Here is a 13,885-nt window from a genome sequence, read left to right as displayed (position 1 = left end):
TTGGTGCACAACCCCCACTTCGCGTGGGGCGAACAGACAAAAAGGAGGGGGGCGCCGCCCCGTCGGCCCCCCGCCACCTTCTTTCGTCCGACCTCAGCGGACAAGCACGCTCCGCGCGGCGAAGTCGAACGAGGGCACGTCACCGGAGACGCTCAGCGCCGTGCCGGTGCAGTCGGTACCGGTGTAGAGCACGGCGTTCTGGCTGCTGGTGTTGACCGCCGAGTGCGCGCGCTCGGCCCAGCCGTGCTCCACGAGGTCGACGCAGGCGGAGGACGCCGGGTCCAGGGGGTTCACGGTGAACCGCTCGCCGCCGTACTGGGCGTTCTCGAAGAGGCACAGGGTGCCGGTGAAGGAGCAGTCCCCGGCGGCCGGAGCGGCGCCGGCTTGCGCCGATCCGGCCCCCCACACGAGGGCGCCGGCCAAGGGGAGGGCGGCCAGCGACCGCAGGACGCGACGCGGGGAACGACGGGCAGCTCGTGATCCGTACATGGCATATACCTCTCGTAGGGGTGTTGCTGAGTGGGGTGGATGGTGCGCGTGGGGCCGTACAGATACCTGCAGGGAGGTGCTGTCCGCGGCGAAGGGGGGAGGGGAATGGCCTTCGCCACGGACGTATGAGGGGGCGTCAGGAACTTTGCGCCAGGGGGCCGCGGAGGTGGCTGTTGGAGACGCCGCCCAGGGAGTAGCGGACCGTGGGCAGGCCGGTGGGGACGAGCGGGACTCCGTTGTCCAGAAGGGTCTTGAGGAGCTTGTCGTCCGGTGCGGTGTTGGCGGCGTGCTCCTCCTCGGTGAAGGTCTCCGGGATCGGCAGCCGCAGCAGCACCTCGCGGCGTATCAGCCATACGCTCTGGTCGACGAGTGCCACCGGGTCCTCGGCCCGCAGCACGCTGCTCGTCCTGAAGCGCGCGCCCGGACGTGGGCGATCGGCCCGGTCGAGCAGGATGTTGGTGCCGTGCACGCGCACCCCCTTGTCGCGCATCACCTGGTAGATCCGGGCCGACTCCGCGGGGTCGTCGACGGTATGCCAGCGCTCGTCGAGGTAGGGGTGGCCGTCCGGGAGCCACATGGTGCGGCCCGAGTGCGCCACGTCCACGGCATGCTCTTCGGCGGTCCTCAGCAGGCTGCTGAGGTGATTGGGCTCGTACTCGTTGTCGTCGTCGAGGAAGGCGATCCACTCGGCGGACGAGGCGCGCACACCGGCGTTGAAGAGCCGGGACAGCCGCGGGTAGACCCGGCGCCGGTCGCCGGGCGGCTCGTTCATCTCGGCGGACGGACGCGGAATGTCATGGACGGCGACTCGCAGTCCCGGCCGGGTCGCCGCCGCGGCGGCGACGGCGGCCGTCTCGTGATCGTCGTCCACGACGACCACGTGCTCCAAGGGCCCTGTGTGGTCCTGCCGGTAGACGGAGATCATCGCGCGGCGCAGTATGTGCGGCCGCCCGCGCGTCACCGTGACGACGCCGATGGAGTCCTGGGGCATAACGCTGTCCTTTCCGGGAGCCGGCCGGGGCCGGAGCTGACCGCCTTGCCGTGATGACAACTATTGCCACGTGAGGCAATCTTTGGCAATACTGCGGGGAAGGTAACCGAACTCGGTCGCCGGACAAGGAGCGGACCAGATGGGCGAAGTGACGTTCAGCGTCGTCATCCCTTACAAGCAGCGGCTGCGCAACCTGCGGATCGCACTGTCCTCGCTCGCCGCGCAGACAATCCCCGGTACGCGGCTCGAAGTGGTCGTCGGTGCGATGGAGTACGCCGATGAGTACCTCGCTCTGTGCCGGGAGTTCTCCGGACGCCTGAACGTGGTCACGGTGATGTCCGACGCCGAGTGGAGTCGCAGCAGGGCCCGGAACATGGCCCTGCGTCAGGTCCGTGGCGAGATCGTCGTCCTCCTTGACGCCGACGTGGCCCTGCCGCCCCGCTGTCTGGAGTCGCTCCACGGCCGTTACTTCGCAGACGGGCAGGACGCCTGCGTCCTGGGCCAGCTCGTCGGCCACGACGGCCGTACCGACACTGTCGACGGCGACTTCGCCGAGCACACACGCCACGCCGAACTGCTGGCCGAGCTGGACGCAACCCCCGGCCTGCGCGAGGACAAGCGCTGGCGCTTCGACCCGGTCGTACTGCCCTGGACCCTCGTATGGACCGGTTTCCTGGCCCTGCCCACCTCGACCGTGCGCCGTCACGGCCTGTTCTTCGACGAGAACTTCCGGGGCTGGGGCGGCGAGGACCAGGAGTGGGGGTACCGCATCGCCGCCTCGGGCACGAAGATCGTTCGCGGACAGGATGTCTATGGGCTGCATCTGCCGCACGCCCGCGACGTGGCATCGAACTTCCGCTCCTTCGAGACCAACAAGGACTACTTCCTCGCCAAGTGGCCCGTCCTCGACGTCGAGCTCTACCGCGCCTACGACTGCTGGGACGCCAATCTCCGTTACGAGGCGGCTCGCCGCGAGGTCTCCGCGGCGGTCGGCGGGGCCGGGAGCTCACTGGGGGTCGCCCGCGGCGCCGTCGACGGCACCGACACCCTCCTCGTGGGCGTTCCGCTCGACGGGCGGGGGCGGCCGCGCGAGGCCGAGCACGCCCAACTCTTCGACGGCAATGCCCCGGACCGAGTACTGCCGCTGGTCGGACTCGCACTGCCGCTCGACGACCGGAGCGTTGCCCAGTGCAGGCTGCTGCCGGCAGCCCTGGGGCTCGGCGAGCCGTTCCGGCAGACGGTGCTGCGCGAGGCGAGGCGCGTTGCGCGCCGGGTCATGACGCCCGTGTGACATCCCATCCGTCCACCGACACGACGACTCAGCGGAGGCAGGCAAGCATGGACACCGAAAGCGGCATGCTCGAGATCACTGACGTGGCGCGCGAGAGAGACCGCCGCCACCTCTGGCATACCTGGACGCCTCTGAAGGCCGACCGTTCCGAGCTCATGCTCACCCACGGCAAGGGCTATCGGGTCTGGGACGCTGCGGGCAAGGAATACCTCGACGGCACCAGTTCGGCGCTGAGTGCCGTCTGCGGCTACGCCCACCCCCGGGTGATTGAGGCCATCGTGCGCCAACTCGGTCGGCTGCATCACTTCGACCTTTCCCGAGGCAGCCACGAGCCTGCCGGGCTGCTGGCCGAACGCCTCGCCTCCTACCTGCCGTCGGGCCTGTCGCGGACGCTGTTCGTCAACAGCGGTTCCGAGGGCTTCGACGCGGCGATGCTGATAGCCACCGACTACTGGACTCACCTCGGTGCTCCCCGCTCGCGCATGGTCACCTTCGCCCTCGGCTACCACGGCGCGACCTTGCTCAGCCGCGACCTGTCCGCTCTGCCGCGCGTCGCCCACCCCTTCCGTTCGCCGTTGCCCGTGACCCGTGTGGAACTGCCGCTGACGCCGCGCGAGATCCGCACGCCCGAGGCGCTCCCGCTCTTGATGGAAGCCTTCGACCGGGCCATCGGCGACGATGCGGCCGACGTGCCGGCCGCCGTAGTGGTCGAGCCTTTCCTCAACGTCGGCGGTGGCGTGGTCCTGCCGTCGGGTTTCCTGCGCGCGCTGCGCGAGCGCTGCGACGCGGCCGGTACGCTCCTCGTCCTCGACGAGGTCTTCACCGCCTACGGCCGCAGCGGCCGGATGTTCCTCTGTCAGCGCGAGGATGTCGAACCCGACATCCTCATCACCAGCAAGGGCATGACCAGCGGCTACGTTCCGCTCGCCGCGGTGACGGTCCAGCAGCGCATCTACGAGAGCTTCGGCCGGGACCCGGTCATCGGCGGCATCCGCTACGGGCACACCAACTCCGGCCACGCGGTGGGGTGTGCCGCCGCCCTGGCCACGCTTGATGTCCTGGAGGACGAGAACCTGGTCGTCCGCGCCGATTACCACGGCGACCGGTTGCGCGCCCGTCTGGCACCGCTGGCCGCGGCCGACGAGGTGACCGACGTGCGGGGAATCGGCCTTGCCGTCATCGTCGAGATGGCCTCCGGCGCCCTGGCCGAACAGGTCCTGGAACGGGCCGAGAGGCGAGGGCTGTTGCTGCGCCGCCAGGGTCCCCACGGCAATTCCGTCCTGATCGCGCCCCCGCTGACGGTCGACACCGAGGGCATCGACCTGATGGCCACGCGTCTGGAAGAGGCGGTGGCCGACGTCGTGGGCTGATCCGCCACGCCCCAGATGCTTGCCGAGCGCTGTCAAAACATTGCCAAAAGGTTGTCCTGTCTGGCAATATTCGATCGTCCCAGGTGTTGCCCGCGTAGAGGAGACGAACTCCATGTCCACCACACCCGCGCCGGTGCTGCAGGCCCCCCTGGGGACGGAGCACGTCCATCGCAACCTCGACCTGGTGGGAAAGATCTACCAGCGCTCCATCCACCCGTCCGTACTCGACGTCGCGCACGGCAATCGGTTGTCCTCGCCCCTGGTGGTCGATCTCGATCCCACCACGGTGTGCGATCTGGCTTGCCCCGAGTGCATCAGCGCCAACGTCCTGAACAACGGGCAGATCGGCCGCGACCGCATCGTCGAACTCGCCGAGGAGCTGGTCGACTCGGAGGTCCGCGCGGTCATCCTGATCGGCGGCGGCGAGCCTCTGCTGCACCGCTCCATCGACCGGGTCCTGGAAGTGCTGCACGCGGCCGGCATCCAGATCGGCCTGGTCACCAACGGCACGCAGATAGGCCGCCACCTTGAGCGTCTCGCTCAGACGGTTTCCTGGGTCCGCGTCTCGGTGGACGCCGCTACCGAGGCCACCTACCCCCGCTTCCGTCCGGGTCGCGGCGGCCGGAATCTCTTCCCTGTGGTGATCGAAAACATAAGGCGGCTCGCCGAGCGAAGCGCTGGTCGCGTCGGCTACTCGTTCCTGCTCATGCAGCGCTTCGACGACCAGGGCCGGGTCACCGAGTCCAACTACCACGAGGTCTACGAGGCTGGTCGGCTCGCGCGCGAAATCGGCTGCGACTACTTCGAGTTGAAGGCGATGCTCGACGACGACCACTTCACGGTCAATCAGCGTGCCGAGGACATCGCCCTGGTCGAGGAACAGCTGAGCCGACTGCGCGAACTGGAGGACTCCGGTTTCCACTTGCTGGGCTCCTCCAACTGGGAGACCGTACGGGCGGGCGCCGAGCCGGTGCAGGAGAAGGACTACCACCGCTGTCACGTCGCCGAGCTGCGCACGACGGTGACCCCCACCGGGGTCTACATCTGCCCCTACCACCGGGGAAACGACCGTGCGCGTATCGGTGACATCTCCCAGTCCTCCTTCGCCGAGATCTGGGCCGCAGCCGACACCACCGTGATCGACCCGAGCCGGGACTGCAGGTTCATGTGCGCGCGCCACGCCACCAACCTCGCGGTGGCCGATCTGCCGGACCGCGTTGGGGCCCCGCAACTGGTCGACGACTTCGACCCCTTCATCTGACCGCGGCCCGCCCGCCTGGACCCGGCGCCCACCCCCCGAAGGCAGGAACCATGACCTCCTCACCGCGCTGCTCCGTGATCGTGCCGACGTACAACCGGGAGAACCTGCTCCGGCACACCCTCGACTGCCTCGTCCGGCAGTCCCTTCCCCGAGACGCCTACGAGGTCCTCGTGGTGGATGACGGATCCTCGGACCGGACCGAGCAGCTGGTGGCCACCTACCACGACCGGCTCGACCTGCGGTACTTCTTCCAGGAGGACAAGGGGTTCCGGGTCGCCAAAGCCCGCAACACCGGGGTGCTCCACGCCCGCGGACCGGTCAGCGTCTTCGTCGACTCCGGAGTGCTTCTGCACTCCGGCGCACTGGCCGCGCACTGCGCCGTCCACGAGGCGACGCAGGGCCCTGCCGCCGTGATCGGCTACATCTACGGCTTCAACCAGGACCGTGGAGACCTCGCCCGGGGCATCGATGTCGACAACCTGGACAGCACTGTCGCGACCTTCGCACAGGAGGGGCAGTGGACTGACGGCAGAGACTGGTACTACAACCGCTACGGCGAACAGCTGTGGCGCCTGGCCGCGCCCTGGCTGATGTTTTGGACCTGCAACGTCTCCGCCGACACGCAGCAGATCCGGCAGGTCGGCCTGTTCGACGAGGCGTACACCACCTGGGGCGGCGAGGACATCGACCTCGCCTACCGGCTGCACCGGGCCGGGGCCCGGTTCCAGCTGAACCGGGAGGCGATCGGAGTCCACTACCCGCACGCCAAGGAAGACATGCGCAGCGCCGACGCCAACCACCGCTATTTCGCCGCCAAATACGACACCCCCGTCGCCCACCTCGTGCCGGACACAGACATCTTTCTGGTCGAGCAGGAGATCCGGGACCGCCAACTACTCTCCTGTTCCGAGGACCGGACCGCTCCGACGGAGCGCACGGGGGCGGCGGGATGAGCCCGGTGCTCGGCATGTGGATGGCACAGTGCCGGCAGGCGGCCCGTTCCATCGGCGACGTACTGGTCTTCGCACCGCACCCGGATCAGGCTGTCCTCGCGTATGGCGAGGGGCTCGCCCGTGCCGCGTGCCGGGACTCCCCGGTGTGTGTCGTCTTCGCCACCGGCCTACCCGCTCCCGACCACACGATGGCCCAGCCCGGCACTGCTCTCGCCGTTCGGTTCTTGGGACTGCCCGGTACCGGCCTCGGTGCCCATCGAGCCGCCCTGCACCACGAGGTGGCCGACATACTGCGCTCTGTCCGCCCCGCCGACGTACACCTGCCCCGCCAGGGCGACAGCGGCGCCGACCACCACCTCACCGCAGCGTGCGTACGGGCCTGCCTGGACCAACTCGGGCTCGCCCCGCGGCTGCACACCTACCGGACGAACCACGGGGAGTGGTCATGCGTATCGCCGTGATCGGAGCGGGACCGGCCGGACTGACCAGTGCCAAACAGGCGTTGGCTGACGGGCACGAGGTCGTGCTCTACGAACGCACTGACGCCGTCGGCGGGATCTGGAACCCCGCATCGGGCGGCGCGTACCGCAGCGTGCGGCTGCAGAGCTCCCGGATGAGCTTCCCCTTCTCCGACTTCCCCTCCAGCTGCCCCGACGACTTCCTCACCCTCGACCAGATGCACGCCTATCTGAGCGACTACGCCCAATCCTTCGGCGTGAGCGGTGTAGCGCGCTTCGGTCATACCGTCACCAAGGTGGTGAAACAGGATGGGGCCTGGCGAGTGACCGCCCGCTCGCAGGCGGGCGCCGGGACCGAGCAGTTCGATGCGGTCATGGTGGCCAGCGGCGAGCTGTGGGAGTCGCGTCGTCCGTCGTTCGTGCCGCCCGCCTCCAGCGGAGTACGGGTGCTGACCGCCAAGGAATACCGCGAGCCGGGGGAGTTCACCGGGCAGCGGGTGCTCGTCGTGGGCGGCGGGGTCAGCGGCGCGGACATCGCCGCCGAACTGGGCGCCGACGGTGTCGAGGTGCAGTGGTCGGTGCGCCGGCGGGCACTGTTCCTGCCGCGCGACTGCGACGGCGTCCTCAACGACGCGCTCTTGTCCTACGTCGGTCGCGTTGCCGTGGAAGAGCTGCCCTACCAGGACTATCTGAAGTGGCTCGAGCACCTGCTGCCCGACTACTTCGCCCTCTACCGGGCCACCGGGCTGCTGCCCGACGACGGCTTTCACGGGGCCGTCCACATCAACGACCGCATCATCCCGGCGGTCCACCGGGGCGTGGTCGGCGTGCGCCCTGCCTTCGACCGGTTCCTTGCCGACGGACGGGTGGTCCTGGCCGACGGGGCGAAGGAGCGCTACGACTCCGTTGTTCTCTGCCTCGGCTACGGGCTGCCCGACTACAGCTTCCTGCCCGACCTGCGCCGCGAGGACCTGTACGAGCACTTCTTCCACCGCGACGACCCGACTCTCACCGTCATCAACACCCCGGTCGACACGGAGGCGTTCGGCACAGCCTGTCCCTATTTCGAGGCCATCGCCGGCTGGGCCCTGCGTGTCATCACCGGCCGCTTCCGGCTGCCCGACAAGGAGGCCAGGACGGCGTGGTGCGATGCCCACATGAACCGGCTGCACGACCGGCGCTACTACGACTGCTGGCTGGAGACCATTCGGATCGGCCTTCTCGCCGGCACCGTGCCCGACCCCGCGCGGCGCTTCGACGCGTACTGGTCCCTGGTCTCCAGCCAGGTCGACCCGGGCCATCTGCGCCCGGGACGAACCGACTTCGAGCCGGCCGCCTACGACCAAGCCCTTTTCGACCCCCTGGAGCTGCGCCGGCGCGTCCTTGCGGCACTGCCCCAGGAGGACCGGGCCCGTCTGCTGGTGGAGGGGCACATCACCGAGGCCGACGAGGCCGGGGCCCGGCAGGTGCCCCCCGGGCGGCGCATCGCACCCTGGCTGCCCTATCGTGCCCGCGCCGCATCACCGGAGGGCGCATCGTGAACGCCCCTTCTCCTGGTGCCCGGGCCCTTCGACCGGCACGCTCGGCGGCCGTGTCCGTGCTGTCGGACGGACCCCTGAGCGGCCTGGTCGGCGCCACCGCCCTGATCGGGGTCGCAGGTGCGATGATGAGCACCTCCACCAGCCTGTTCCTCGCCGACGAGATCGGTGCCACTCCGCTGATGATCGGTCTGTTCGCCGCGTCGCGCGGCGTGCTCGACATCTGCGCAGGGCTCACCCTGGGTGCGTTCTCCGACCGGATCGGCAACCGTCGTCTGCTGCTCGCCCTGTGCGCTTTCCTGTCGGCGGCCGGCGCCTTCGGATACATGCTGCTGCGCGACTACTTCCTCCTGCTCGGCATCGGAGCCGTCCTCTTCGGTCTCGGAAGCGCCTGCTTCTCCCAACTCCTCGCCTACACACGTGACTTCGCTGAGCACCGGAAGATGAACCCCACGTTCTTCAACTCGGTACTGCGGGCCGTCACCTCACTGACCTGGATCGTCGGCCCGCCCCTGGGCTTCATGCTCATCGCTGCCCACGGGTTCGGCGTGCTGTACTTCACGGCCGGCTCGTTCTATCTGGCGTCCGGATGCCTGTGCCTGTGGTTGCTGCCGAACCTCGCCAGGACGCAGGCCAAGGCCGCCGCCCGCACCGGCAGCCCGTTCGCCGGCGTTGGGCGGCACATCTGGCTGCTGCTCGCCTCCATCGTCCTGTTGATGACGGTCAACAGCGCCTACCAGATCGACATCGCACTCTTCATCACCCGTGACCTCGGCTTCGACGCGGGCTTCACCGGCCTGGTGCTCGGACTGTCCGCGGCGCTCGAGGTGCCGATCATCATGTACCTCGGCTCCCGGGCCGACCGGTTCGGCAAGTGGCGCCTGGTCACCTGGGCCGCGGTCTGCGCCACGCTCTTCTTCTGCGCCCTGCCGCTGGCCCACTCCAAAATGGCCGTGCTGCTGCTGCAGGTCCCCAATGCCTTGTGGACCGCGGTCCTGCTGAGCATTCCAGTGACCATCCTTCAGAACGCCATGTCCCACCAGGTCGGCTCGGCATCGTCCCTGTACACAGCGTCGTTCAACACCGGCGGCCTGCTCGGCGGTGCCACCACGGGCGTTGTCACCCAGTGGGCGGGATTCACCAACATCTTCTGGGTGTGCGCGCTGCTCTCAGCCGCCGCCACCCTGCTGCTCGCCCTCGGGAGGGGCCATGACACCGTCCACGCCGCTGTGCAGCGTGATCGTTCCGACCTACAACCGCCGGAGTCTGCTGAGGCTGACACTGGAGTCGCTGGCAAGGCAGAGTCTGCCGAATGAGCGCTTCGAGGTCCTCGTCGCCGATGACGGGTCGACCGACGGCACTGCCGAGGAAGTCGCTGCCTTCCAAGGCCGCTTGCGGGTGCGTCACTTGTTTCAGGAGGACCAGGGGTACCGCGTCGCCGCTGCCCGCAATCTGGGCATACGGCAGGCCGCGGCGCCCGTGTGCGTCTTTGTCGACGCCGGGGTGATCCTGCACTCCGGAGCCCTCGCAGCCCACCTCGACAGCCACGACAGCACACAGGGACCGGCCGCCGTCCTGGGATACGTCTACTGCTTCAACGAGAACAACGAGGACGGCGCCGTCATCGAGCGGTCCATCGACTATGCCGAACCGGACTCCACCATGGCCGAACTCGCAGAGCGAGGCCAATGGCTCGACATTCGCGAGGAGTTCTATGCCGAGCACGGCGACGACTTCGCCGGCCTGCCGGCTCCCTGGCTGTTGTGGTGGACCTGCAATGTCTCCGCCCGCACCGAACAGCTGCGCGCGCTGGGTGGATTTGACGAGGCCTATCGCAGCTGGGGTGCGGAGGACATCGACCTCGGGTACCGGCTGCACAGGGCCGGAGCTCGGGTCACACTCAGCCGAACGGCGGCGGCCATCCATGTCCCGCACCCCAAGAGCTACGACGACAACATGCGCTCCGCGGCAGCCAACTACCGCTACTTCGCCCAGAAGTACGACACCCCGATCACCCGGCTCGTCCCTCACCACCACTTCTTCACCATCAACAGGCTGGTGAGCGAGGAGGGGCTGCCGCTGTGCGCCGACCACCTCACCACCCCCGCCGCGCGGCCACCGCAGGTTCTGGTCTTCTCGCCGCACCCTGACGACGACGTCATCGCCTGCGGCGGAACCATCGCCCGCAAGGCCGCACAGGGTGCCCGGATCGGCCTCGTCTACGTCACCGACGGCTCACGCTCGCACGAGGCGGTTCTCGGCATCGACGCGGATCCCACGCCCGGGGAACTGGTGGCGATCCGCGAGGGCGAGGCCGAGGCCGCGGCCGGGGTGCTCGGCGTCGGTCCTCAGGCACTGCGGTTCCTGCGCTTCACCGACACCCGCCTGGCCGACTCCATACCCGACTTCCGTACCGCCGTCCTCAAACTGCTCGCCGAGCACCGAGAGGTCGACGAGGTCTACCTGCCCCACAACCGCCTGGAGCGACACTCCGACCACCGGCTCACCGGCGAGGTCGTCGTGGACGCCCTGCGGGCCCTCGGCATGACCCCGAAGCTCTACAAGTACGTGGTGTGGGACGAGCAGACCGAGGCCGAGTTCGTCTTCACCAATCGGGACACCCCCAAGGACGCCGACGACGTCGCCGAGCGCCTGCTGACCCGGGACATCGCACCTCAGCTCCCGACCAAGCTGGCCGCGCTCCAGGAACACCGCACCCAGGTCTCGCTCTACGCGCCGGGCCAGCAACGCCCCGTCGTCCCCCCGGAGTTCGTGGCCCGCGTCTGCGACCGCGACATCGAGCAGTTCTGGGTCGCCGAGACCGCCGACGCCGCCGATCACTGACCCGACCACCGTCCCCAGCACGGCGCTCACAGGAGAAGCCGATGGATGCACTGACCTACCAGCCGGACTGGCCGGCGATCGTCTCCGCCATACCCGCCGACCCCGAGATCGAGCGGAGCGTCGAGGACATCCTCGACCGGCTCACCCTCGAGGAGAAGGTCGGTCAGATGATCCAGCCGGAGCTGGCCGAGATCACCCCGGAGGACATCCGCGCCTACAAGATCGGTTCGGCGCTCAACGGCGCGGGGATCTGGCCGGGCGGCAACCGCCGTGCCACTGCCCAGGACTGGGTGGAGACGGTGGCGGCACTCGGGGAGGCGGCCGAGAGCGCGTACGAGGGGCGGCCGGTACGGGTCCCGTTCCTGTGGGCCACCGACGCGGTGCACGGCCACAACAACGCCTACGGCGCCACCGTCTTCCCCCACAACATCGGGCTCGGCGCTGCCCGTGATCCTGGCCTGGTCGAACGGATCGGTTCGGCCACCGCCCGGGAGATCGCCGCCACGGGCATGGACTGGACGTTCGCCCCCACCGTGGCGGTGCCGCGTGACGTGCGCTGGGGCCGCCACTACGAGGGGTACGCGGAAGACCCGGAGGTCGTCCACGCGTACGCCGCCGCCATGGTCCGCGGACTGCAGGGCGCCGCCGACGAACTCAAGGGCGACACCCGGGTGGTGGCCTGCGTCAAACACTGGGTGGCCGACGGCGCCACCGTAGAGGGACGCGACCGGGGGGCCGCGCGGTGCACGCAGGACCTGCTGCGCAACATCCATGCCCCGGGCTACTTCTCGGGCCTGGCGGCCGGTGCCCAGTCCGTCATGGTCTCCTTCAGCAGTTGGGAGCACCCGGCCAACTATGATCACGCCCCGCACGAGGACCCGCCCTACAACCACAAGTTGCACGGCAGCCGCTATCTGATCACCGACGTCCTCAAGGACAAGATGGGCTTCGACGGCGTCGTGATCAGCGATTGGGACGCCCACGCGGAGGTCGCCGGCTGCACGCCGGGCGACGCCCTGTACGCCATCAGCGCCGGCATCGACGTCCTGATGATCGCCGGGCGCGAGGCCTGGCAGTCCGTGCACCGCACCACCGTCGAACACGTCCGGGCCGGGCGTCTCCCCCAGCAACGGGTGGACGACGCGGCGCGGCGCATGCTGCGTCTGAAGATGCGGGCGGGCCTGTGGCACAAGCCGGGGCCACGGGCCAGGTCCCTGGTGACCGGCGGGCACCGGGTGCTCGGGTGCACCGAGCATCGGGCCCTGGCGCGCGAGGCGGTGCGCAAGTCCCTCGTCCTGCTCAAGCACGACACCGGCACGCTGCCCCTGTCGCGCGATGCGAGGGTCCTGGTCACCGGCAGCGGAGCCGACGACATCCGTAAGCAGGTCGGCGGCTGGACACTGAGCTGGCAGGGACATGACCTGACCAAGGATGACATCCCGGGAGCGGTGACCGTGGCCGACGCGGTCCGGGAGGTCGTCGGGGAGCACCGGTGCACCGTCGACGTGGAGTTGAGGGCCGCCGACCCTGCTCAGCACGACGTGGCGGTGGTGGTGATGGGGGAGGACTCCTACGCCGAGATGCGCGGCACACTCAAACCCTGGGGCACTCTGGCCTATGCGCGCCTCAAGAGTGCCTACGCCCGCGACCTGGAGATCCTGCGCAGGCTCCGCGCCGCGGGGGTCACCGTGGTGACCGTCTTCCTCTCCGGACGCCCGCTGTACGTCACCGAGGAGATCAACCTCTCCGACGCCTTCGTCGCCGCGTGGCTGCCGGGCTCGGAGGGCGGGGGCATCACCGACCTGCTCTTCGCGTCTCCCACGGGCGGTGAACACCACGACTTTCAGGGGCAGCTCGGGTTTTCCTGGCCACGCACCCCCCGTTCGTACGCCGTCAACCGCATTCCCGCGCACATCCCGGCGTACCAAGTCCCCGCTGAGGAGCAGGCCCCCGAGGGCGAGCACGCACCCCTGTTCCCCTACGGCCACGGGCTGCGCCTTTACCAAGGCCCCGCCTCCCCGCCCGAACCACTGCCCCTGGACACCTTCGAGGACCGCACGCCGGTGCCCGTGGCCGCCGGCCCCCTGGAGGTACTCGGCGCGGGGCGGGAGGCCTTCCGCTTCCGGGTGGGCGGGCACAACACCTGGTCGCGACCGTACGTCTCCTTCGAGCACCCCGCAGACTCGCTCGTCGTACGCAGCCAACCGCTCGGGGACCCCGACCGACCCGACGCGCTCGCCCTGTGGTTCAAGGGGCGCGACTACCCAGCCTTCGTCTACGCGCATGCCACCTCGGGCGCCCCGTCCGATCTGCGCGGATATGGGGAAAACGGCGTCATGGAGTTCGACGTCCGGGTCCTCGAGCGGCCCACGCACCCGTTCTACCTGGCCTGCCACGACGACTTTCCCGGCCAGCCCGCGCTGAACCTCACCTCGCTGCTGGCCGACGCGGAGCAGCGGCAGTGGGCCAGGGTCGAGATCCCGCTGCGCGTGTTGGAGGACGTCGGCTGCGAGCTGCGTCATGTGGACGTGCCGTTCATGCTCTACACCGAAGGTACGGCCCGCCTGGACCTTGCTCGCGTCCGCTGGCGCCCGGACGGGGCTCCGCGACCGGGCGATGGTCTCGCTGCGCAGGTGCCGCGCATCGTGACTCCCGCCCTGGCCTGACGCGTCCGCACGCAAGCCACGACG

At 69.3% G+C, this 13,885-nt stretch carries 11 protein-coding genes; 9 read left to right on the top strand and 2 right to left on the bottom strand.

Translation table 11 applies throughout. From position 1 onward, the window contains the following. Positions 1 to 93 precede the first annotated feature (93 nt). Both ACZ5WE_RS25315 and ACZ5WE_RS25310 read right to left on the bottom strand, forming a co-directional pair. Positions 94 to 489, bottom strand: a complete 396-nt coding sequence (locus ACZ5WE_RS25315) for a peptidase inhibitor family I36 protein (RefSeq protein WP_467692669.1) — start codon at positions 487 to 489, stop codon at positions 94 to 96. Between the two features lie 136 nt (positions 490 to 625). Continuing rightward, positions 626 to 1,480, bottom strand: coding sequence for a glycosyltransferase family 2 protein (locus ACZ5WE_RS25310; RefSeq protein ID WP_467692671.1), 855 nt, complete (start codon positions 1,478 to 1,480; stop codon positions 626 to 628). Positions 1,481 to 1,619: 139 nt separating this feature from the next. Between ACZ5WE_RS25310 and ACZ5WE_RS25305 the strand changes: the two genes are divergently transcribed. The 9 genes from ACZ5WE_RS25305 to ACZ5WE_RS25265 all read left to right on the top strand — a co-directional run bounded on the left by ACZ5WE_RS25305 (position 1,620) and on the right by ACZ5WE_RS25265 (position 13,861). Continuing rightward, on the top strand, positions 1,620 to 2,771 hold the full coding sequence (locus tag ACZ5WE_RS25305) for a glycosyltransferase family 2 protein (RefSeq protein WP_467692673.1): 1,152 nt from the start codon (positions 1,620 to 1,622) through the stop codon (positions 2,769 to 2,771). Between the two features lie 47 nt (positions 2,772 to 2,818). After that, positions 2,819 to 4,141 carry an aminotransferase family protein gene (locus ACZ5WE_RS25300; protein ID WP_467692675.1) on the top strand — a complete coding sequence of 441 codons (1,323 nt, stop codon included), beginning with the start codon at positions 2,819 to 2,821 and terminating at the stop codon, positions 4,139 to 4,141. 112 nt (positions 4,142 to 4,253) lie between these two features. After that, positions 4,254 to 5,402 (top strand): radical SAM protein, encoded by a 1,149-nt coding sequence (locus ACZ5WE_RS25295; protein WP_467692677.1) that lies wholly within the window; start codon positions 4,254 to 4,256, stop codon positions 5,400 to 5,402. A gap of 50 nt (positions 5,403 to 5,452) precedes the next feature. Further along, positions 5,453 to 6,355: a glycosyltransferase gene (locus ACZ5WE_RS25290; RefSeq protein WP_467692679.1), complete on the top strand. Its 903-nt coding sequence runs from the start codon at positions 5,453 to 5,455 to the stop codon at positions 6,353 to 6,355. Next, positions 6,352 to 6,816 (top strand): PIG-L deacetylase family protein, encoded by a 465-nt coding sequence (locus ACZ5WE_RS25285; protein ID WP_467692681.1) that lies wholly within the window; start codon positions 6,352 to 6,354, stop codon positions 6,814 to 6,816. The genes ACZ5WE_RS25290 and ACZ5WE_RS25285 overlap by 4 nt, the downstream gene beginning before the upstream one ends. Then, complete coding sequence (locus ACZ5WE_RS25280; RefSeq protein WP_467692682.1) at positions 6,801 to 8,354, top strand: FAD-dependent oxidoreductase; 1,554 nt, start codon at positions 6,801 to 6,803, stop codon at positions 8,352 to 8,354. The genes ACZ5WE_RS25285 and ACZ5WE_RS25280 overlap by 16 nt, the downstream gene beginning before the upstream one ends. 50 nt (positions 8,355 to 8,404) lie before the next feature. Then, positions 8,405 to 9,667: a sugar efflux transporter gene (locus tag ACZ5WE_RS25275; protein ID WP_467692684.1), complete on the top strand. Its 1,263-nt coding sequence runs from the start codon at positions 8,405 to 8,407 to the stop codon at positions 9,665 to 9,667. Further along, positions 9,561 to 11,195, top strand: coding sequence for a PIG-L family deacetylase (locus ACZ5WE_RS25270; protein ID WP_467692686.1), 1,635 nt, complete (start codon positions 9,561 to 9,563; stop codon positions 11,193 to 11,195). The genes ACZ5WE_RS25275 and ACZ5WE_RS25270 overlap by 107 nt, the downstream gene beginning before the upstream one ends. A 41-nt stretch (positions 11,196 to 11,236) precedes the next feature. Then, complete coding sequence (locus ACZ5WE_RS25265; RefSeq protein ID WP_467692688.1) at positions 11,237 to 13,861, top strand: glycoside hydrolase family 3 protein; 2,625 nt, start codon at positions 11,237 to 11,239, stop codon at positions 13,859 to 13,861. The last annotated feature ends 24 nt before the right edge of the window (positions 13,862 to 13,885 follow it).

Source organism: Streptomyces sp. NPDC033180, from assembly GCF_055577645.1.
This window is presented reverse-complemented; position numbering and strand designations above follow the sequence as displayed.